This is a genomic window from Streptomyces sp. NBC_00457 (assembly GCF_036014015.1).
Classification (GTDB): Bacteria; Actinomycetota; Actinomycetes; order Streptomycetales; family Streptomycetaceae; genus Streptomyces.
In genome coordinates this window covers 1,909,794-1,928,001 of the sequence record NZ_CP107905.1, presented here as the reverse complement: position 1 = coordinate 1,928,001, position 18,208 = coordinate 1,909,794, and the positions used below count along the sequence as shown (strand labels likewise).

Sequence of the window (18,208 nt, the reverse complement as noted above, 5' to 3'; positions counted from 1 at the left end):
GAGGTCACGGCCCTTCCGTGGCCGTGATTGGAGTGGAGAAAGGGTGACCTCGATGATCGAAGCGCACGAGCTGACCAAGCGCTACGGCGACAAGACGGCCGTGGACCGTCTGAGCTTTTCTGTCAAACCTGGTGAAGTGACCGGCTTCCTCGGCCCCAATGGCGCGGGCAAGTCGACAACCATGCGCATGATCGCCGGTCTCGACGCCCCGACCGGGGGCTCAGTCACCGTCAATGGTCGCGCCTACGCGGAGCACCCGGCGCCGCTGCACGAGATCGGCACTCTGCTCGAGGCCAAGTCCGTCCACCCGGGGCGCAGCGCACGTAACCATCTGATGGCGCTGGCCCACACGCACGGCATTGCGCGCCGCCGGGTGGACGAAGTGATCGAGCTGGCCGGGCTGACCAGTGTGGCAGGCAAGCGGGTGGGCGCCTTCTCGCTCGGCATGGGGCAGCGGCTCGGCATCGCCGCAGCACTCCTGGGAGATCCGGAGATCGTCATGCTGGACGAGCCGGTCAACGGCCTGGACCCGGAGGGCGTGCTGTGGGTGCGCAACCTTCTTCGCGGGATGGCTGACGAGGGCCGGGCGGTGATGCTCTCCTCGCACCTGATGAGCGAAATGGCACTGATCGCCGACCACTTGATCATCGTCGGCCGCGGACGGCTGCTCGCGGACACCACGCTGGACGATTTCACGCGGACGGCCGCCGGAGGTGGCGTGAAGGTCGTCACTGACCAGGCGGAGCGGCTGCGCTCGCTCATCGCCGGCCCGGATGTGATGATCACCTCCGATTCCGCCGAGGAGTTGGTGGTCTCCGGGCGCACCGCCCGGGAGATCGGAATGATTGCCGCCTCGCACGGGGTGCCGCTGTCTGAGCTGACCCCGCAGGCCGCTTCCCTGGAGACGGCCTTCATGGACCTCACCCGCGACGCTGTGGAGTACCACAGCGCACCCGCCGACCACGCGGCCACCGACCGACAGGCGGCATGATGACTACCTCTTCTCTTTCCGAAGCACCTGCCGCGGCGACGCCGGTGGGCAAGGTGACGCCCCGCGGGGTCGTGCGTTCGGAGTGGCTCAAGTTCTGGTCGCTGCGCTCCAGTTGGATCGCCCTGGCTGCCTCCCTGGTCGTGCTGCTCGCCTTCGGGGTGATCGCTTCCGCCACCTACAGTCCCCCCACGGCAGGGAACTCCGATCAGGGCATGGGCGACGGGTCCAGTGACGCGGTCAGCCTGGCGCTGATGGGCACGCCGTTGGTGTCGCTGGTCGTGGGCTCGCTGGGAGTGCTGCTGTTCGCGGGCGAGTACAGCACGGGCATGATCCGCTCCACGCTTACTGCGGTCCCCAGGCGGCTGCCGGTGCTGTTCGCCAAGAGCGCCGTGGTGGCGCTGCTGGTGCTGGTCCTTACCACGATCGGCGCGCTGATGGCGTTCGCGCTGGGCGCGATCGGCCTGGACGGCGAGAAGATCTCCCTGTCGCTGGGGGATGAGGGTGTGCTGCGCAGCCTGCTCGGTTTCGGGGTCTATATGGCTCTCGTGGCGGTGTTCGGTGTGGCTCTGGGCGCGTTGCTGCGCTCTCCTGCCGGGGGTATCTCCTCCCTGCTCGGCATCATGATGATCCTGCCCAATCTGACCTCGCTGCTGCCCGACTCGATGGCCGACGCGCTCGAGCCGCGCTTCCCCAGCACGGCTGGAGAGGCCATGTTCTCCCTGCACCAGTCGGCTGATTCCCTCTCGCCCGGTGGCGGGTTCGTGGTCTTCGCCGGCTGGGTGGCTCTCGCACTCGCCGCGGCGGCCTTCCGGCTGAAGCGGACCGACGTCTGAGCAGGGAAGTGGAGACCATCGGGCTCATGAATCGGCACCGCCGGGCGGCCCCTGCCGAGGACCGGGTCCGGGGGGCGGCACCCTCGCCGTCCTCCGGACCCGACGCCGGCGGGGGACATCCCCTGCTGGACTGGCTGCTGCGCCGCCAGCGCCGCCTGCAGCACCTGGGCCAGCGGCATCCCTGGCTGCTCGACACCGCGGTGGTGCTGATCGTCGCGGTGATCGGGCTGACCGACCTGGTCTCCGACGGTGGCAGAGACGGCCCCTTCGGAGTGACCCATGGCCGCGACGACCTGCCGACCGCAGTCTCCTACGTGGTGTCCGCCGCGCTGATCGTGCCGTTGTGGTGGCGCCGCCGCGCCCCGGCCCCCGTGTATTTCGTGATCGCCCTGGTCGCCCTCGTCCAGGGGGTGCTGGGCCTGCAGTTGGCGGCCAGCATCGCCGCGTTCATCGCCCTGTACACCATGGCCCGCTACGGTTCCCTGCGCCTACTGGGCTGGGTCGCCGCCGTGGCCATCGCGCAGGAAACGGTTCCGGTTCTCGTACTGCTGCCGGCTGAACGCTGGCTGCAGAGCCTGTTCTTCGAGCTGGGGACGATGACTGCGGCTGCCGCCGTCGGGCTGATGCTGCGCACTCGCCGGCTGTATCTGACCGCGCTGGAAGACCGTGCCCGACGGCTGGAGATCGAACGCGACCAGCGTGAACAGCTCACCGTCGCCGCCGAACGGTCCCGCGTCGCCCGCGAGATGCACGACATCGTCGGCCACAATCTCTCCGTCATGATCAGTGTCGCCGACGGCGCCGCCACCCTCGCCGCCACCAGAGGCGAGCAGTCCGAACAGTCCCTGCGCATCCTCGGCGACACCGGCCGCCAGGCCATGAGCGAACTACGGCGCGTCCTGGGCGTCCTGCGCGTGAAGCAGCACGGCGACCGGCCGCTCAGCCCGCAGCCCGGCATCCGCGATCTGGATGCCCTGCTGGCCCGGGTCCGCACCGCGGGACTGGGCGTCACCTACCGGAGCGTGGGCAACCTCGACACACTCGACAACAGCGTGCAGTTGACCGTCTACCGCATCGTCCAGGAAGCCCTGACCAACACCCTCAAGCACGCCGGTGCAGGCTCCACCGCCGAAGTCACCGTGACTGCAGACGCCGGACGCGTCCGCATCCGGATCACCGACACCGGCGCCTCACTGGAGGTACCCGGGCTGCGGCCACAGCCGCAGGCCGACGATCCCGGGCACGGCGTGGTCGGCATCCGCCAGCGGGCCGCCCTGTACGGCGGCATCGCCACCATCGGCCCGCGCGACGACCGGCCCGGCTGGATCGTCGACGTCGTACTTCACGCATCCGACGAGCCCGCCCCGCCGGCACCAGGAGAAGAACCGCTGCCATGACCACTGTGCTGATCGCGGATGACCAGCCCCTGCAGCGCATGGGCTTCCGCATGCTCATCGAGGGCACCCCCGGCCTGACTTGCGTCGGCGAGGCCGAGCACGGCGCGGAGGCCGTCCGCATGGCAGCCGAACTGCGCCCCGACGTCGTCCTGATGGACATCCGCATGCCCGGGATGGACGGCCTGGAGGCAACCCACCGGATCACCGCTGCCGGGGGCGGCCGGACCCGCATCCTCATCGTGACCACCTTCGACCTCGACGAGTACGCCCACGACGGACTACGCGCCGGAGCCAGCGGCTTCCTGCTCAAGGACGCCCGCCCCGAGGAAATCGTCGCCGGCATCCACGCGGTCGCCACCGGCGACGCCGTCGTGGCCCCCAGCCTGACCCGGCGCCTGCTGGACGCCTACGCCCACCAAGTCCTCGCCTCGAGTGGCACCCGTGCCTCCGAGGATCCCCGGCTGGCCGCCCTCAGCGGCCGAGAGCGGGAAGTGCTCATCGCCATCGGCCGGGGCTGGAACAACACAGAGATCGCCGAACGGCTCGTCCTCACCGAATCCACCGTGAAGAAGCACGTCGGCCGGGTCCTCGCCAAGATCGGAGCCAGGGACCGCATCCAGGCCGTGATCATCGCGTACGACGCGGGACTGGTTCGGACAAAGCCGTAGCAGTCGTGGCGCGGGTCTGCTGGGCCCATCACAGCCTTCACGCTGCTCCTCTGCCCGCACGGGCACGCAGCCCGTCGTCGTGGTGACGGGTTCAGCCTTTGGCGGCAGGACGTCGGTTCTTCGAACCAATCGGCCTTCGTGGCCCAGGTGCTGAAGGTCCCGGCGCCCCGGCTGGGCAGTGCAGTCACTGCCCGATCAGCATGCCACGGTGTGTCAAACTACTTGACATGCATGACGATGAAGATCAGCCGTTGGGCTTCCTGCTCTACCAGGTGATGGCCGCACTGCGTCCGCTAGTGGCAGCGGAGCTCCAGCCGCTCGGCATCGGATTGCCGGAGTTCGTGTGCATGCGCAACTTGTCCATGTTCCCGTCTCAGTCCAACGCTGAGTTGGCCCGTCATGCCGGCGTGTCGCCGCAGGCGATGAACAAGGTCGTGCGGGATCTGCAGGAGATGGGCGCGATCGCGCGACCGGCCACCGTGCCGTCGGGCAGAAGCCTGCCCGCCAAGCTGACACCCAAGGGCAGGGCCCTGTTCAAGCGGGCCGAAGCAGCGGTGCGCGTCGCCGATGACCGCCTGATGGCCCAACTCGAGTCCGGCGAGCGTCATGAGCTCAAGAAGCTGCTCCACGCGATCGATGCGCGCAACGTCGGGGCTGGGGAATCGGCGGTTCGATCACGCCGGAACGGAACGAAGTAGCGGACAGGCGTCGCGAGTGAAGCAAGGCGTCAAGCAGACGCTTGCGGAGATCGGCTGGACGAGGCCGCGCGACAACGACCACGGGTCGCGCGCTGGTCGGGCGTCGGCCAGGCGCTCTGCTGGGGAGTGGCCCCGAAGCGGATCGGTGTGGTGGACTCTGCTGGTCGACGCGGCGATGAGGTGCGGGAGTGCCACTTGTTCGCGTTCTTGTGTCACGACCTCGCCGCGGGTGAGAAGGCTTGCCTGATCAGGGTTTCCGGTCCGGGTTCGGGCGGTGAGTGTCCGATGACGCATCGGCGGGAAGTGGTTCGCGGTGGTCGGCGCGCAGGCCGTCGAGGGAGATTCGCAGCAGCCTGTTCCACATCTGCGGGCGGCACTTGTCGGTGATCTGGACGGCGTGGCCCAGTGAGACCAGCAGGAGCAGTAGGTCGTCGGTGGTCACGCCTGGGCGCAGTTGCTCCGTGGCGCGGGCGCGCAGTTGCTCGAGGACGAGGCGAAGCTGCTGGATGCCCTCCAGGTCGGGTTCCGACCAGGTCAACGCGAAGTGTTCCACGATGACGCGGTGGCGCGCGTAGCCGGTCAGTGCCTGCTGGTAGAAGTCGGTCAGTGCCGCCCAGGGGTCTTCGGCCCCGACCGCCGCCTGGCGAGCGGACTCCGCCCACCTGGAGAAGTCCCTCCGCAGGACCGTTTGGACGAGATCTTCCTTTTTCGGGAAGTGACGGTGGAGGGTGCCCATGCCCACACCGCTGAGGCGGGCAATCTCGCGCGCGTCCACCGCAGCGTCCTGTGAGGCCATTGCTTCGGAGGCGACATCGAGGATCACTTCCCGGTTGCGTATCGCGTCCACACGCGGCGCGCGGCGCCTGATGGCGCCTTGCGGCCCAGTTGTAGCCATGCGTCCGAGCCTGACTGACGCATCCATGCCCAGTGCCAACGAGGCCGAGTCCCCTGGCATCAACGACTGGAACGAGCGGATCATCGCCGGGGTCCGGGCCAGTGGCGGGTACGCGGCTTGGAGCAGTGAGGAAGAGTTCGCTGCGGGCCGCCCCGTCCCACCTCGAGTTCCTGGCTTCGAAGAACGCCCCGGCATGCCCCTGATCCTGGTGCACAACACCGGGGCCAAGACTGGGCGTGAACGGATCAACCCGTTGTTTTTTCTGCCGGTCGGTGACAACTGGGCCGTCTTTGGTACTCATGGCGGCAGTCCCGATCATCCTGCGTGGTATCGCAATCTGATGGCGAATCCGCAGACAACGGTCGAGGTGGGCAAGGAGATCGTGCCAGTCGTGGCGCGGCTCGCGCAGGGCGCGGAGCGGGAGCGGATCTGGGCGAAAGAGATCGCGCTTGTGCCGAAGTTTGCCAAGTTCGAGGAAGCCTCAGGCAGGCAGATCCCCGTCGTCGTGCTGGAGCGTGTGCAGGGACAAGCCTCCACCCCGCCATCCGCGAGAAATGACCCCACAGCCTGATGAACCAACTGGCCAAGTCCGGCATCAACCTGCTTGCCACCGACCATTCCCGCCGGAACGACCTAGGTCAGTTACACCACCCACTGCCATCAACGCGGGAAACCCGCGACGTTTTGCCCTGCTCCCAGGCCCGGCGCCATCGCTGTGCCGACGGCATGCTGACGCGTAACTGCTTGGCGGCTGCGGCACTTTCGTGTCCCAGGGGGCCGACACCAGGGCGAACGACTCGGCCGCCTGCATCCGGATGTGCTCGCGAAATCCCGTCGGTGCGAGGTGAGCTTGCCCGCCGTTGCGGGTGCGCAGGTAACCGGCCTACTGCGACAACCGCAGCTTGCCAGCCCGCACGACATCAGGTCGGCAAGGTCAGTAACACCTGTGTGACGTCGGCCGGTGCGTCTCACGTGCGCCGGGCCCCGCTGTCACGCTTGGTCGACGACGGTCAGCTCACGCCGACGCGTCCCCAGCCTCTCGGCGCCCGTCTCGGTCACGACGACGGTGTCACCCCACGTGACATCGTGGGTTCGCGGGGAAGGGACGGGAGCCTCGGGTACCTCGAGGAACGGCTTGAGGATGAATGTGGTGTTCGCCGTGATCGGCAACTCGGCCACGTGGGACCGGTCGCGGTCGGGAATGAGCAGTGGTCCGTCGTTGCCGAGCCCCCGGCCGTGGAGGAGGGTGAGCATGTGTCCGTCGTCCGCGCCCGCTACGGACTCCACGGCTGCGAAGACGTCACCCCACCGTTTCCCCGGCCGCATCGTTTCCAGGGCGATGTCGAACGCCGCTGCGTTGCGCTCGAAGATGTCGCGCGCCCGGGCCGACGGAGAACCGACCACCAAGGGCTGGGCAACCTGGGCCTGGTAGCCCCGGATCTCGGGCATCAGCTCTGTGGCGACGTACGTGCCCCGCTCGAGGACTCCCGGCGGCGGGGTTACGTATCGATGCCGCATTGCGCCCCAGGGGCCGGGTGCCCAGGCGATGTGCAGTACGTCTGCGCCGGCCCGGACTTGGGCCAACAGCATCTGCCCGAACACCTCGGCCTGGGCTACGCCCTCTCGGGCCGAGTCCGCCATGGCAGCGAGCGATGCCTCGCCCACACGCACGCTGGCGGCCAGGCGGGCGATCTCCTCCACGCCCTTGACGTACCGTGCGCGTCCAAGGATCGCGGTCCCGTCGACGATGTTCTCGCCGCCGACGGCTTCTGCGATGCGTGACACCGTGGTGTGTGCGGCATACCCCTCGGGCTGCCGCACTGATGAGTACTCGTCGCCGCGTAGCCCGGCGATCGCCGTACGTCGGCCGACGAGGCCGCGTCGGCGAAGCACCTCGGCGGTGACCAGCCCGTACTCGGGAGCAGTCGAGCCGAACGGCGTCGCGCTCATCCGGTCGTCGATCCAGTGCGGACGCTCCACGGCGTAGTTGCTGTGCTCACCGCCGAGGATCAGGATCGGGTCACCCTCTCGCGGAAAGATGGTGACGCCGATCGTGTCGGCAATGTAGAGCGAGTCCGAGGTGACCCAGGCGGGCAGGACGATCAGCAGCTCCACGCCCTCCTCGTCCATCAAGGCCCGCAGGCGACCCCAGCGCCGGTCCCGCTCCACCGTGCTGAACATCGGTTCGTTGATAGGTGCGGGGATACCCAAGACCCCTTGGACGCCACGCATAGCCTGCACGGTTGTCTCCTCACTCCCGGATCTGGTCGATCTACCGCTCCGAGGCCAACGGAGCGCGGTCCTCTCGTAGGTCGGTGGTGGCACGGCCGCCTGACCGTCGGGTTCGGCCGCCAGCGCCGACAGAACACTAACATTATTGTCAACAATCCTGTGGGTGATTGCATAGACCTCCTGGGTCTCCGACGTGGCGTGCAGAGATCTGGCGGGCCTCTGGTTGCTCGCTCGACTACTGCGAGAGCAGTAGGTCAAAGCCTGCTGTGAGGGGACGCGTGGGGGCGTGTCCGCCGACGACTATGCATCTACTGAGGGTCTGCCCGTCCGGCCCGAGCCGCCTCCTGTTGCCCCTCCGGTTTGCCGGGAGGGGCACTCGCAGCAGTGAGTATCAACCTCGTTGACATATGTCAGTAACGTTGATAGGCCTGGAGTGTGGTCGGCGCCGCACCGCGTTGCGAATCGTCCAGCCGCTACGAGAGGAAACTCCTCAATGCCCGAAAAGCCTCACGTCGATTTCTGGTTCGACTCACTGTGTCCGTGGAGCTGGATCACCTCCCGATGGCTCCTCGAGGCGCAGAAGGTCCGCGACTTCGAAGTGACGTGGCACGTGATGAGCCTGGTCGTGCTCAATGAAGGCGACCTGCCCCACCAGCTGAATGACCCGGAGATGCTGCGCAAGGTGTACGCGCCGGTGCGCGTGGCCGCGGCGGTGGAGGACGCCTACGGCCGTGAGATGCTCGGCCCGCTCTACACCGCGATCGGCTCGCGGATCCACCACGCCGGCAACAAGGGATTCAAGGACGTCGTTGCGCGTGACTTCGATGTGCTGATCGCGGACGCCCTCGCCGAGGTCGGTCTGCCCGCTGAGCTGGCGGAGGCGGCGGCGGACCCCACGTGGGACGCCGCGCTGAAGAAGAGCAACAGTGAGGGCATGGACGTGCCCGGCGGTGGTATCGGCACTCCGACTCTTCACATCAACGGTGTGGCGTTCTTCGGGCCGGTGATCGGCCGGATCGTCCCGCCGGGGGAAGAGGCCGGCAAGCTGTGGGACGCCGTCCTGACGCTCGCTTCCTGTCCGGACTTCTGGGAGCTCAAGCGCGACCGCGCAGACCTCGAGCCGGACTTCGGCTGAGCTGCGGGCTTGGGCGACTCGGAGCTTGGTGGCTGAGGGCCTCCAGTAACCGACGCGCAGAGCCTCAGTCAGTCTGCGTTCGTGCGCCCGCGTTGCGCCACCGCACCGGCGGTGAAGGCGCTGACCTGCATAAAACCATCCACTCGAGCACGGTCTGACCCTGACTCAAAACGTTGGGTGAGCGGCCCGTGACTCGATCTCCATCGCACCCGATTTCATCTCACCGAGAGGTATGCCATGTCCGACAAGGCCCGTGCCGACTTCTGGTTCGACCCGTTCTGCCCGTGGAGCTGGATCACGTCCCGCTGGCTCCTGGAGGCGAGGGCGGTCCGTGACTTCGAGGTGTCGTTCCACCTCCTGAGCCTGGCGATCCTCAATGAGGATGACCTTCCTACCCAGTTCAGCAACCCGAAGATCATGGCGAAGGCGTGGGCGCCGGTCCGGGTGTTGGCGGCCGCCGAGCGCGCGCACGGCGCGGAGATCGTGGAGCCGCTCTACGCCGCGTTGGGCTCGCGCATCCACAACGGCGACAACAAGGCCTTCGGCGACCTGCTGAAGAAGGACTTCGACAAGATCATCGCGGAGGCGCTTGACGAGGTCGGTCTGCCGGCCGAGCTGGCTGACGCCGCCGCCTCGGAGGAGTACCAGGAGTCGCTGCGCGCGAGTACTGACCAGGGCGTGAAGGTGCCCGGCGCCATCGCCGGCGTCCCGACCGTCCACGTCAACGGTGTCGCGGTGTTCGGTCCGGTGCTCTCTCGCATCCCTCGGGGCGAAGAGGCCGGCAAGCTGTGGGATGCCGTCCTCACACTCGCTTCCTATCCGGATTTCTGGGAGATCAAGCGCAAGCAGCCCGAGGACCTGACGCCTGACGTCAGCTGAAGCGGAGGGGGCTGCGAACATGAAGACTGAAGTGCTCCGGCGAACCGGGCCGCTGCAACCAGCCGAACTCGCGCACGCGGCGGTGATGGCCGCCCTCTGCAGCGCCATCGTAGTCCCCGCCACCGCGCTGCCGTTCGCAGCCCCGCTTCTGACGCTCGGCACCGTGCCGATGGCTCTGCTGGCGTTCCGCCACCGTCTTCGGGTGCTCGGAGCAGCGGCGGTCGCCAGCACCATCGTCACGTTCCTCGTCGTCAGCCTGGCAGGTCCCTGCTCGATAGTGATCTGTGTCTACATCGGTGGCCTGGTCGGCTTCGTGAAGCGTCGGGGCGGAGGCATCTGGAGCATCTCCGTCGCCGCTGTCACGGCGGGCGCCGTCTTCGGTGTCGGTGTCGCAGCCCTCGTGGCAGTGCTCTCGGCATTCCGGAAGGTGATCTTCGAGCTCATCACCGGCTATTCCGACGGCGTCGCGAACATCCTCAGCGTGGTGCCAGCGCTGGAGTCGGTCGGCGACTGGGTGCGCGACGCCGCGGCGACGCTGATCGACTACTGGCCGATCTTCGTCATCTCGACCGCGATGGTCATCATGACCATCATCAACATGGTCGCCTGGTGGGCCGTGTCGCGAGTGTTCGCCCGACTCGGCAGCGTTCCGGACGTCCACCAACTGGACTTCGTCCACGACGACCGCCCTGTCGCACCCGTGCCGGTCACCTTGCGCGACGCCTGCTTCCGCTACCCCGGTACGGTCCAGGACGCTGTCGGCCCGCTGAACCTGACCATCACGTCGGGGGAGCACGTGGCCGTCACCGGTGCCAACGGCTCCGGCAAGACGACTCTCATGCTGATGCTCTCCGGTCGTGAGGCCACATCAGGCGCCCTCGACCGCCCCGGGGCGGTCGGTCTCGGCCAGTTCGGTGGGACCGCAGTGGTCATGCAGCACCCGGAGAGCCAGGTCCTCGGTACCCGCGTCGTCGACGACGTCGTGTGGGGTCTCCCGTGTGGCGTCTCCGTCGACGTTGACCGCTTGCTCGCCGAGGTAGGTCTCGCGGAGCTGGGTGAACGCGACACCGGAGCCCTGTCAGGCGGCGAGCTCCAACGTCTTGCGGTCGCTGCAGCGCTTGCTCGGGAGCCGCGACTCTTGATCGCCGACGAGATCACCAGCATGGTCGACCAGCCTGGCCGGGACACGCTCATCGACATGTTGACAGGGCTGACCCAGCGCCACGACATGGCGATCGTCCACATCACCCACTTCAACGACGAGGCCTGCACCGCCGATCGCATCGTCAACCTGACTGGCAACGAAGACAACGTGGACATGGTGATCTCGGCGCCCGTCCCGGCCGCCAAGCTCGCGCCGAGCCACAGCAGCGGTCAACCCCTGCTCGAGCTGCGGGGGGTCGGACACGAGTACGGCAGCGGCACCCCGTGGGCATCGACGGCCCTCCATGACATCGACCTTACGATCGGCGAAGGTGACGGCGTGCTGATCCACGGGCTGAACGGCTCGGGAAAGTCGACACTCGCGTGGATCATGGCTGGACTCGTGGAGCCGACGAAGGGCAGCTGCCTGCTGGACGGCCATCCGGTGTCGGACCAAGTGGGTGCGGTCGCGATGTCGTTCCAGGCCGCTCGGCTCCAGCTGATGCGTGCCAGCGTCGAGTTCGAGATCGCTTCGGCGTCCGGGTTCGATCCCGGCGACCACAGCCGCGTGGAGCGCGCCCTGGTCACTGTCGGTCTGGATCCCGCGTTGGCGAGTCGGCGTATCGACCAGCTCAGCGGCGGTCAGATGCGGCGTGTGGTGCTCGCCAGTCTGCTGGCCCGTGAACCGCGCGCGATCATCCTCGACGAGCCACTTGCCGGCCTCGACGCCGCGAGCTCGCGCGGCCTGTTGGCGCTGCTCACCGAGCTGCGCCGGGACACAGGACTCACGGTGATCGTCATCTCCCACGACTTCTCCGGACTCGACGAGCTGTGTCCGCGCACCCTGCAGCTGCACAAGGGCACACTCGTGCCGGCGCCCACTCACACCGGAGGCGCTCGATGACCGCGGCCCAGACCGAATCCATCCGGAAGCGCAGGCGCACCAAGCCACTGGTGCTGCTGCGTCCGGTTCCCGGGAACTCACCCGTCCACCGCTTGTGGGCAGGCACCAAGCTGATCGTCGTGGCGGTCTTCTCGGTGCTGATGGTGTCCTTCCCTACCTGGACGACGATCGGACTGCTCACCGTGTTCGTGCTGGCCGTGGGCAGGCTGGCCGGCGTCACGCGTGGAGTGCTGCCCACGATGCCGCCCCTGTTGTGGGTGCTCCTGCTCATCGGCGGCGTGGCGTTCGGCGCCGCAGGCGGTGACCCGGCCGGTCTCGGTGGCCTGCTCGGCTACCTGCAGCTGCTCCTGCTGACCGCCTCGATGATGGGGATCTGCGCACTGGTGTCGTGGACGACCAACGTCTCGGAGGTCGCGCCCGCTGTCTCGAAGCTGGGCCGTCCGTTCAAGGCGCTGGGACTTCCGGTTGATGACTGGGCGGTGACCCTCGCGCTGACACTGCGGGCGTTCCCGATCCTGAGCCAGGAGTTCCGTGTGCTTTTCGCTGCACGGCGGTTGCGCCCACGTGTTGCTGCGACGACCCGGCGGGAGCGCTGGCGTCGACGCAGAAGCGAGATGATCGACATGCTGGCCACCGCGATGACGGCCTCGCTCAGGCGTGCCGATGAGATGGGCGACGCGATCACGGCCCGGGGGGGCTCGGGCCAGATTTCAGCCCAGCCGTCGCGGCCGACGTCGAGAGACGCCGTCGCCTTCGCCGTGGTGCTGGCCGTGTGCGTGGTGCCCGTCCTGGTCCGGGTCACGACTGGCAATTGAAGGCGGTCTCGGGTTCGAGCGGATCCGGATGGCGGAAACCTGTGCCAGGCCCCGGTCGCGTTCGAAGGAGGTTCGACCAGATGAATGTTGTTGCCGACGTCGTGAGCGCTAGCCGTGCACTCGCGACCGCAGGCCTGTCCGACATGGTGTGGGGCCACGCCTCAGTCCGCGATCCTGACGGTCGGGGCGCCTGGATGAAAGCTTCGGGGTTCGGCTTCGATGAGATCAACGAGGACCGGGTTGTCCTGGTCTCGCCGGAGGGCGAGGTGCTGCGGGGCACCGGGAATCGACATCTGGAGTTCCCCATCCACACCGAGATTTTCGCTCGCCGTGCAGGTGTCGGGGCAGTGGTGCACACGCACGCTCCCGCGCTGAGCGCCTTCTCCTCGCTCCAGCGCGAGCTCCTGCCCATCTCTCACGATGCAGTGCCGTTCGCCTATCCGCAGGTGCCGCGGTTCACGGTCACAGGAGCGTTGATCGCGACCAGGGACCTGGGCCGGGAGCTTGCCGAGGGACTCGGCGACGCCAACGCGATACTGATGCCGCACCACGGCGCCGTGACGGTCGGCCCGGACATCGCGACGGCCGTCATGTATGCGGTGCTGCTCGAGCGCGCCTGCCACACCCAGCTCCTCGCTGAGGCTGCCGGCGGCGTACGCACTGCATCGAACGAGGCCGAGACCCGGTTCAAGCGTGAGCAGATCTGGAACCCACACCAGATCAAAGCCGGGTGGGAGTACCTGGTGCGCCGTGCACACAGCTAGGCGTGGGGCCGGCGCCGACGCCCGGATGAGGCTCTCGTGGCCGAGGAGTGAGGTGGAGCGATGGTGACACCGGTCTGAGCAAACAAGCGACGGCCGTACAGGCATTGGTCGCCGAAATCGCAGGGCCCGATCCCGGCCTGGTCGACCGCCTGATCCACGGCACCCGCAAGCACACGACCCGCCGCGCAGATCTCCTCGACGGCGGTCGCTCGCAACTCGGGCCTGGAGCAAGGCCGTACGTGCCCAGGGACAGGCTTGAGGACTGCTGACCATCGAGTCGTTCCACTCGCATGGAACCCCGACAGCAGAGGAACTGGCCTCCCTCGGCGAAGGAGACAGCAATCAAGACTGATGACGTCTTCGACGACGATGCGCAGATCGAGCTCGGCGAGCCTGCGGTGGCGATGAACGAGGACGACGAGACGGAGCGGCCCATGGAGCCGCAGGATATGGGCCGGGTCGTCAGGAAATTCGGGCAGGTCCGTCGGCTGGTCGTCCATGTCGCGGCCAAGTCCTGGGCCGACTCGATCTTCATGCGCTCGGCCGCTGCAGCATTCTGGCAGATGCTGTCCTTGGCGCCACTCCTGCTCGTCCTGCTCGGCAGCCTCGGTTACGTCGGCCACTGGTTCGGCCCGGACACCGTCGCGGTTGTGGAGTCCAAGATCATCACCTTCTCCCGAAAGCTGATCAGCCCGAGCGTAGGCGACGACCTGGTGGCGCCGACGGTCGCCGACGTTCTTCAACCGGGCCACGGCGGCGTGCTCTCGATCGGCTTCGTACTGTCCTTGTGGGCCGGTTCGTCAGCGATAGCCGCGTTCGTGGACGCCATCACCGCGGCACACGGGCAAGCATCTGCGCGTCACCCGGTCTGGCAGCGCATCTTCGCCCTGCTCCTCTGTATCGGGTTCCTCATCGCCGCTGTGCTGATCCTGCCTGTGGTGGCCCTTGGCCCCTCGCTCGCGGGCCGCGTGCTGCCGGTGGAGTGGCGCGAACCCGGCCTGCGTCTCATCGACATCTTCTACTATCCCGGGACAGGCTTGCTGCTGATCGTCGCGCTCACCACCCTGTACAAGCTGGCTCTACAGCACACGCTTCGGTGGCGTCGCCTTTTCGGAGGCGCACTTGTCGCGGGCGTGTTCTTCATGGCTGCAAGCGAGGGCCTGCGCCGATATCTCAGCTGGACCGCACAGGCCGGCATCAGTTACGGCGCCCTGGCAACGGCCATCGCCTTCTTGCTCTTCAATTTCTTCCTCGGCTTCGCGATCATCCTCGGGGCGGAGTTCAACGCGGGCGTCCAGGAGTTCTGGCCTTCTCCCGAGACTCGCTGGCCGCATCCGCTGACATGGTGGAGAACGCGCCGTGAGCTCACGCCGGTCCGCAACCTGCAGACGCGTCTTCGCCGAGCGCGGGGACGGTGAACGGTATGGGCGTAGCCCGGCCAAGTCCAACGAGGCGCGCAGCGCTGCTGTGGTCACGACGACCTCGGCCACGACGTGGAGCGCCTGAGCCGATCCTCCGGGGCGCGTCTGGAAGCGGTCGCGCGGACGCGGACGGATCGGCCAGGAACGCTGTCGTGCCGCGCCAGGCGCCGTCATGGACGCACAAGTGGCTGACCTGACGCGGGAGCTCGCTGGCACTCCGGGGGCAAGACCTCTGATCCATCGCGCCGCGCGCAGCTGCGCTCCTCTGTGACGGGCGACGCGAGGCGACAAGCGTCAAGTACGTAGACATATATCAACCAGGTTGATAATAATGGTGTGCGGCCCTCGCCACGCGCCGTCGCACCCCGGTGGCACGCCGTGGGTGGGGTAAGGCGGGGTCCTGGAGGCGCGCGCTCGGCGCTGAATCGCAGAGCTGCCACATCGGAGCGTCGTCCCGGCGTCACGGGGATGCTGCCGCGGCGCCACCCATATTCCGAGACGAGGAGGTCTCCATGAGGGTCGTCGAAGACGTGATGACCATCGGATCTGATCGGCCACTGCGCAGCATCGATCGTGACGAGGATCTGCTCCTCGCGTCTCCTTATCCGAACAAGCTGCCGATCAAGCTGTGGAACGATCACGAGCTCCTGCCCGTCGTTCACTTCCCGCAGAAGTACGTCGAGCAGAAGTTCGCGCCCCCGCGCGGGGTGTACGAGAACGACCAACTCCGGGTCGAGTGGCAGGTCATGAACGGTCGTCAGCCGTTCTACCACCGCAACTGCGATGTCGATGAGATCTCGTACCAGATCGATGGTGAACGGACGCTGATGACCGAGCTCGGGGTCATCGAGCACCGGCCGGGCGAGTTCTCCCGGATCCCGTGTGGGGTCGGCCACGACAACTACGGTCGCAAGGAGAGCCACCTGGTCTTGTACCTGCCCGCGCCGGTCGCCGAGCTGGTCGAGCCGATTCGGACGTCGCAGCCGGTAATGCCGCCGTTCCCCGGCTGGGAGCCGGGCGAGGTCAACGAGGCCGTCACCCAGTGCATGGGGGCGGTGGGCCACGACATCGCGGTGTTCCCCGCGGACGAGACGTTGCTCCTCGAGCGCGTGCACGCCGAGCCCGAGCGGATGCGGGTGCACTCGATCGGTGACGGTGCCGGCGCCACGTGGATCTACGCCACACCGACGATTCGACTCGGATACGTCAACACGACGGCCGGTGACGGGAGTCGGCGCTACCGGCGGACGCTCGACGCCGACGAGATCCAGTACCAGGTCTCCGGCATCCGCACCCTCGCGACGCAGCGGGGCATCGTTGAGCTGCATCCGGGCGACTTCGTGCGGATTCCGTTCGGCCTGGCCCACGCCAGCATTCCGCGCGAGCAGTCGACCCACGTCTCGCTCTTGTCGCACCTCAAACTTCCGCAGGTCATCGGTACCACGCGCACTGCCGACCCCTACTCGCCTGAGCGGCTGGGCGCAGCCGTCGAAAGGAGCCAGGCATGAGCACCATGCTGGCAACGCGGGCCCACGACGCCGAGAGTGCCCTTGTCCTTGAGGAGGTCCCGGTTCCCGAACCGGCTTCAGGTGAAGTGATCGTCAAGGTCGAGTCCGCCGGCCTTGCCCCAGGAATGATGTCGCTGCTCAAGATGGGGGCCTTCAAGCAGCTGCCGACGATCCTCGGGCACGAGATGGCAGGCACCGTTTCGGAGGTCGGACCCGACGTACCGGGCTTCACCGGAGGCGAGCGCGTCCGAGTCCACCCCCAGCTCAGCTGCGGTCACTGTGTCTACTGCCGATCCGACCGCGAGAACATGTGTGCTCAGTACGCGATGATCGGCCACGCGGCGTTCAGCGACGGTCCGTTGCCGCTGTACGAGCGCTACCACGACGGAGGGCTGGCCGAGTACGTTCGCGTCCCGTTCTGGCTGCTCGACAGGTTGCCCAACAACGTCAGCTTCGACGTCGGCGCGAAGGTCCACGACCTGGGTAACGCCGTCCGGATACTGAAGGAGTGCCACCTGCCACAGGCTGCGACCGTGGTCATCACCGCGGCGACCGGCACGATGGGCACCGCGAGCGTCAAGTTCGCCAAGCAGTTCGGCATTGGCCGGCTGATATTGGTGGGCCGCAGCGGCGAACGGCTCAAGGACGTCGAGAAGCTGGCGGAGGCCGACGGCATCCCCGTCGACTCCATTGCGACCGAGAATCTACCCGAGGGCTGGGAGGCCAGCAGCGGCCTCACCGGGGCGATCCGGCGTCTGGTTCCGCAGGGCGTCGACGCTGTCCTCGACTATGTGCCGTCCAGCCCGATCACCGCTCACGCCATGGCGTCCATGGCCACAGGCGGCGTTCTGGCGCACATGGGCGGCAACACCGTCCCGGTGCCCATCCCGCCGATCGCGATCATGGGTAACTGCTGGCGCTTCGTCGGCACCAGGGGCGACACGCGCAACGACGTGGTGGACGTGCTGAAGCTCCTCGAGATCGGTGCCGTCACGGCAGACGACCTGATCACGCACCACTTCCCGCTCGCCGAGACCGTCAGGGCGATCCAGGACATGCAGCAGCGCAGGAAGCCCATGTGGATGACGATCGTCCACCCGTAATGGACCGCCGGCAAGGAATCTCACAATGAAGCTGACGCACTACGGGCACGCGTGCGTGCTGGTGGAGCTCTCGGGCGATGACGGCATCATTCGCCTTCTGTTCGACCCCGGTGGCTATTCGCGGGACTTCGAGCAGGTGGTCGACCTCGATGCGGTCTTCCTCACGCACGCGCATGCGGACCACGTCGACGGCGAGCGCCTCGGCAAGCTGTTGGCCGACAACCCTGCGGCCGAGCTCGTGCTCAACGCTCACACGCAGGCAGCCCTCGCGGGACTCGGGGACATCGCACCAAGCCGGATGCGAATCGTCGGTCCCGGGAGCACGTTCGTCCTTCGAGGGGCCAGGGTCGAGGTCGTCGGCGGTGACCACGCGTGCATCCACGCCGCACTCCCGATCGTGCCGAACAACGGGTACATCATCGACGGCAGCCTGCTGCACCCTGGTGACGCCTTGGATGCTCCGGCCGGATCGGTCGACGTCTTGCTGCTTCCCATCGGTGGGCCGTGGATGAAGATCGGCGAGGCGATCGACTACCTGCGGACGGTGGCGCCCCGGTTCGCCGTGCCGATCCACCAAGCCGGCCTCGCCCCGGTCCACCAGAAGATGCATTGCGGACTACTGCGCGACCTGGCACCGGAGGGGACCGAGATCGCGGTCCTCGAGCACGGGGCCTCGCAGGACGTCGGGACGTCGCAGTGAGCAGTTCCGCAGTGCGCAGGCGTCATGCAGCCCGATCTCGCCAAACCGGGGGGCGGACAGGGCTCGGAGCGCTGGTACGACGGAGATCACCACAATTAGCGGTTCGCCGGTCGACCAGCGTC

The 18,208-nt window shown here is 67.5% G+C and carries 17 protein-coding genes; 15 read left to right on the top strand and 2 right to left on the bottom strand.

Annotation, left to right across the window (positions count from 1 at the left end):
• The first annotated feature begins 52 nt into the window (after nucleotides 1-52).
• The 5 genes from OG828_RS08970 (at nucleotide 53) to OG828_RS08950 (ending at nucleotide 4,587) form a co-directional block, all read left to right on the top strand.
• Nucleotides 53-991: an ABC transporter ATP-binding protein gene (locus OG828_RS08970; protein WP_328352224.1), complete on the top strand. Its 939-nt coding sequence runs from the start codon at nucleotides 53-55 to the stop codon at nucleotides 989-991.
• Complete coding sequence (locus OG828_RS08965; protein ID WP_443062496.1) at nucleotides 991-1,824, top strand: ABC transporter permease; 834 nt, start codon at nucleotides 991-993, stop codon at nucleotides 1,822-1,824. The genes OG828_RS08970 and OG828_RS08965 overlap by 1 nt, the downstream gene beginning before the upstream one ends.
• Nucleotides 1,825-1,850: 26 nt before the next feature.
• Entirely contained in the window at nucleotides 1,851-3,221 is a 1,371-nt protein-coding gene (locus OG828_RS08960; protein ID WP_328500737.1) for a sensor histidine kinase, read from the top strand.
• On the top strand, nucleotides 3,218-3,889 hold the full coding sequence (locus tag OG828_RS08955) for a response regulator transcription factor (RefSeq protein ID WP_328352215.1): 672 nt from the start codon (nucleotides 3,218-3,220) through the stop codon (nucleotides 3,887-3,889). Before OG828_RS08960 ends, OG828_RS08955 begins: the two co-directional genes overlap by 4 nt.
• A gap of 227 nt (nucleotides 3,890-4,116) precedes the next feature.
• Nucleotides 4,117-4,587: a MarR family winged helix-turn-helix transcriptional regulator gene (locus tag OG828_RS08950; RefSeq protein WP_328352212.1), complete on the top strand. Its 471-nt coding sequence runs from the start codon at nucleotides 4,117-4,119 to the stop codon at nucleotides 4,585-4,587.
• Nucleotides 4,588-4,834: 247 nt separating this feature from the next.
• Here the strand turns inward: OG828_RS08950 and OG828_RS08945 are convergent, their stop codons facing one another.
• Entirely contained in the window at nucleotides 4,835-5,482 is a 648-nt protein-coding gene (locus OG828_RS08945) for a TetR/AcrR family transcriptional regulator (RefSeq protein ID WP_328500736.1), read from the bottom strand.
• 25 nt (nucleotides 5,483-5,507) lie between these two features.
• Here OG828_RS08945 and OG828_RS08940 point away from each other — a divergent pair, with 25 nt between their 5' ends.
• A complete protein-coding gene (locus tag OG828_RS08940) occupies nucleotides 5,508-6,053 on the top strand; it encodes a nitroreductase/quinone reductase family protein (protein WP_328500735.1) in 546 nt (181 codons plus the stop codon).
• 419 nt (nucleotides 6,054-6,472) lie between these two features.
• Here OG828_RS08940 and OG828_RS08935 read toward each other — a convergent pair whose 3' ends face one another.
• Complete coding sequence (locus OG828_RS08935) at nucleotides 6,473-7,663, bottom strand: M24 family metallopeptidase (RefSeq protein ID WP_328500734.1); 1,191 nt, start codon at nucleotides 7,661-7,663, stop codon at nucleotides 6,473-6,475.
• Nucleotides 7,664-8,207: 544 nt separating this feature from the next.
• On the opposite strand from OG828_RS08935, the gene OG828_RS08930 reads away from it, so the two are divergent.
• The 9 genes from OG828_RS08930 (at nucleotide 8,208) to OG828_RS08890 (ending at nucleotide 18,086) form a co-directional block, all read left to right on the top strand.
• Nucleotides 8,208-8,849: a mycothiol-dependent nitroreductase Rv2466c family protein gene (locus tag OG828_RS08930; protein WP_328352200.1), complete on the top strand. Its 642-nt coding sequence runs from the start codon at nucleotides 8,208-8,210 to the stop codon at nucleotides 8,847-8,849.
• A 237-nt stretch (nucleotides 8,850-9,086) separates the two neighbouring features.
• Complete coding sequence (locus OG828_RS08925; RefSeq protein WP_328352197.1) at nucleotides 9,087-9,728, top strand: mycothiol-dependent nitroreductase Rv2466c family protein; 642 nt, start codon at nucleotides 9,087-9,089, stop codon at nucleotides 9,726-9,728.
• Between the two features lie 19 nt (nucleotides 9,729-9,747).
• Nucleotides 9,748-11,775: an ATP-binding cassette domain-containing protein gene (locus tag OG828_RS08920; RefSeq protein WP_328500733.1), complete on the top strand. Its 2,028-nt coding sequence runs from the start codon at nucleotides 9,748-9,750 to the stop codon at nucleotides 11,773-11,775.
• Nucleotides 11,772-12,590 carry an energy-coupling factor transporter transmembrane protein EcfT gene (locus tag OG828_RS08915; protein ID WP_328352191.1) on the top strand — a complete coding sequence of 273 codons (819 nt, stop codon included), beginning with the start codon at nucleotides 11,772-11,774 and terminating at the stop codon, nucleotides 12,588-12,590. The genes OG828_RS08920 and OG828_RS08915 overlap by 4 nt, the downstream gene beginning before the upstream one ends.
• A gap of 80 nt (nucleotides 12,591-12,670) precedes the next feature.
• Nucleotides 12,671-13,354, top strand: coding sequence for a class II aldolase/adducin family protein (locus tag OG828_RS08910; protein ID WP_328504827.1), 684 nt, complete (start codon nucleotides 12,671-12,673; stop codon nucleotides 13,352-13,354).
• Between the two features lie 290 nt (nucleotides 13,355-13,644).
• Nucleotides 13,645-14,772 carry a YihY/virulence factor BrkB family protein gene (locus OG828_RS08905; RefSeq protein WP_328500732.1) on the top strand — a complete coding sequence of 376 codons (1,128 nt, stop codon included), beginning with the start codon at nucleotides 13,645-13,647 and terminating at the stop codon, nucleotides 14,770-14,772.
• A 515-nt stretch (nucleotides 14,773-15,287) separates the two neighbouring features.
• Nucleotides 15,288-16,283, top strand: coding sequence for a hypothetical protein (locus tag OG828_RS08900; protein ID WP_328500731.1), 996 nt, complete (start codon nucleotides 15,288-15,290; stop codon nucleotides 16,281-16,283).
• On the top strand, nucleotides 16,280-17,386 hold the full coding sequence (locus OG828_RS08895; protein ID WP_328352179.1) for an alcohol dehydrogenase catalytic domain-containing protein: 1,107 nt from the start codon (nucleotides 16,280-16,282) through the stop codon (nucleotides 17,384-17,386). The genes OG828_RS08900 and OG828_RS08895 overlap by 4 nt, the downstream gene beginning before the upstream one ends.
• Nucleotides 17,387-17,411: 25 nt before the next feature.
• Nucleotides 17,412-18,086, top strand: coding sequence for an MBL fold metallo-hydrolase (locus tag OG828_RS08890; protein WP_328500730.1), 675 nt, complete (start codon nucleotides 17,412-17,414; stop codon nucleotides 18,084-18,086).
• Nucleotides 18,087-18,208 lie beyond the last annotated feature (122 nt).

Coding starts and splice junctions, on each gene's coding strand:
- OG828_RS08970 (WP_328352224.1), top strand. CDS start 53: ATGATCGAAGCGCACGAGCTGACCAAGCGCTACGGCGACAAGACGGCC.
- OG828_RS08965 (WP_443062496.1), top strand. CDS start 991: ATGACTACCTCTTCTCTTTCCGAAGCACCTGCCGCGGCGACGCCGGTG.
- OG828_RS08960 (WP_328500737.1), top strand. CDS start 1,851: ATGAATCGGCACCGCCGGGCGGCCCCTGCCGAGGACCGGGTCCGGGGG.
- OG828_RS08955 (WP_328352215.1), top strand. CDS start 3,218: ATGACCACTGTGCTGATCGCGGATGACCAGCCCCTGCAGCGCATGGGC.
- OG828_RS08950 (WP_328352212.1), top strand. CDS start 4,117: ATGCATGACGATGAAGATCAGCCGTTGGGCTTCCTGCTCTACCAGGTG.
- OG828_RS08945 (WP_328500736.1), bottom strand. CDS start 5,482: ATGGCTACAACTGGGCCGCAAGGCGCCATCAGGCGCCGCGCGCCGCGT.
- OG828_RS08940 (WP_328500735.1), top strand. CDS start 5,508: ATGCCCAGTGCCAACGAGGCCGAGTCCCCTGGCATCAACGACTGGAAC.
- OG828_RS08935 (WP_328500734.1), bottom strand. CDS start 7,663: ATGTTCAGCACGGTGGAGCGGGACCGGCGCTGGGGTCGCCTGCGGGCC.
- OG828_RS08930 (WP_328352200.1), top strand. CDS start 8,208: ATGCCCGAAAAGCCTCACGTCGATTTCTGGTTCGACTCACTGTGTCCG.
- OG828_RS08925 (WP_328352197.1), top strand. CDS start 9,087: ATGTCCGACAAGGCCCGTGCCGACTTCTGGTTCGACCCGTTCTGCCCG.
- OG828_RS08920 (WP_328500733.1), top strand. CDS start 9,748: ATGAAGACTGAAGTGCTCCGGCGAACCGGGCCGCTGCAACCAGCCGAA.
- OG828_RS08915 (WP_328352191.1), top strand. CDS start 11,772: ATGACCGCGGCCCAGACCGAATCCATCCGGAAGCGCAGGCGCACCAAG.
- OG828_RS08910 (WP_328504827.1), top strand. CDS start 12,671: ATGAATGTTGTTGCCGACGTCGTGAGCGCTAGCCGTGCACTCGCGACC.
- OG828_RS08905 (WP_328500732.1), top strand. CDS start 13,645: ATGGAACCCCGACAGCAGAGGAACTGGCCTCCCTCGGCGAAGGAGACA.
- OG828_RS08900 (WP_328500731.1), top strand. CDS start 15,288: ATGAGGGTCGTCGAAGACGTGATGACCATCGGATCTGATCGGCCACTG.
- OG828_RS08895 (WP_328352179.1), top strand. CDS start 16,280: ATGAGCACCATGCTGGCAACGCGGGCCCACGACGCCGAGAGTGCCCTT.
- OG828_RS08890 (WP_328500730.1), top strand. CDS start 17,412: ATGAAGCTGACGCACTACGGGCACGCGTGCGTGCTGGTGGAGCTCTCG.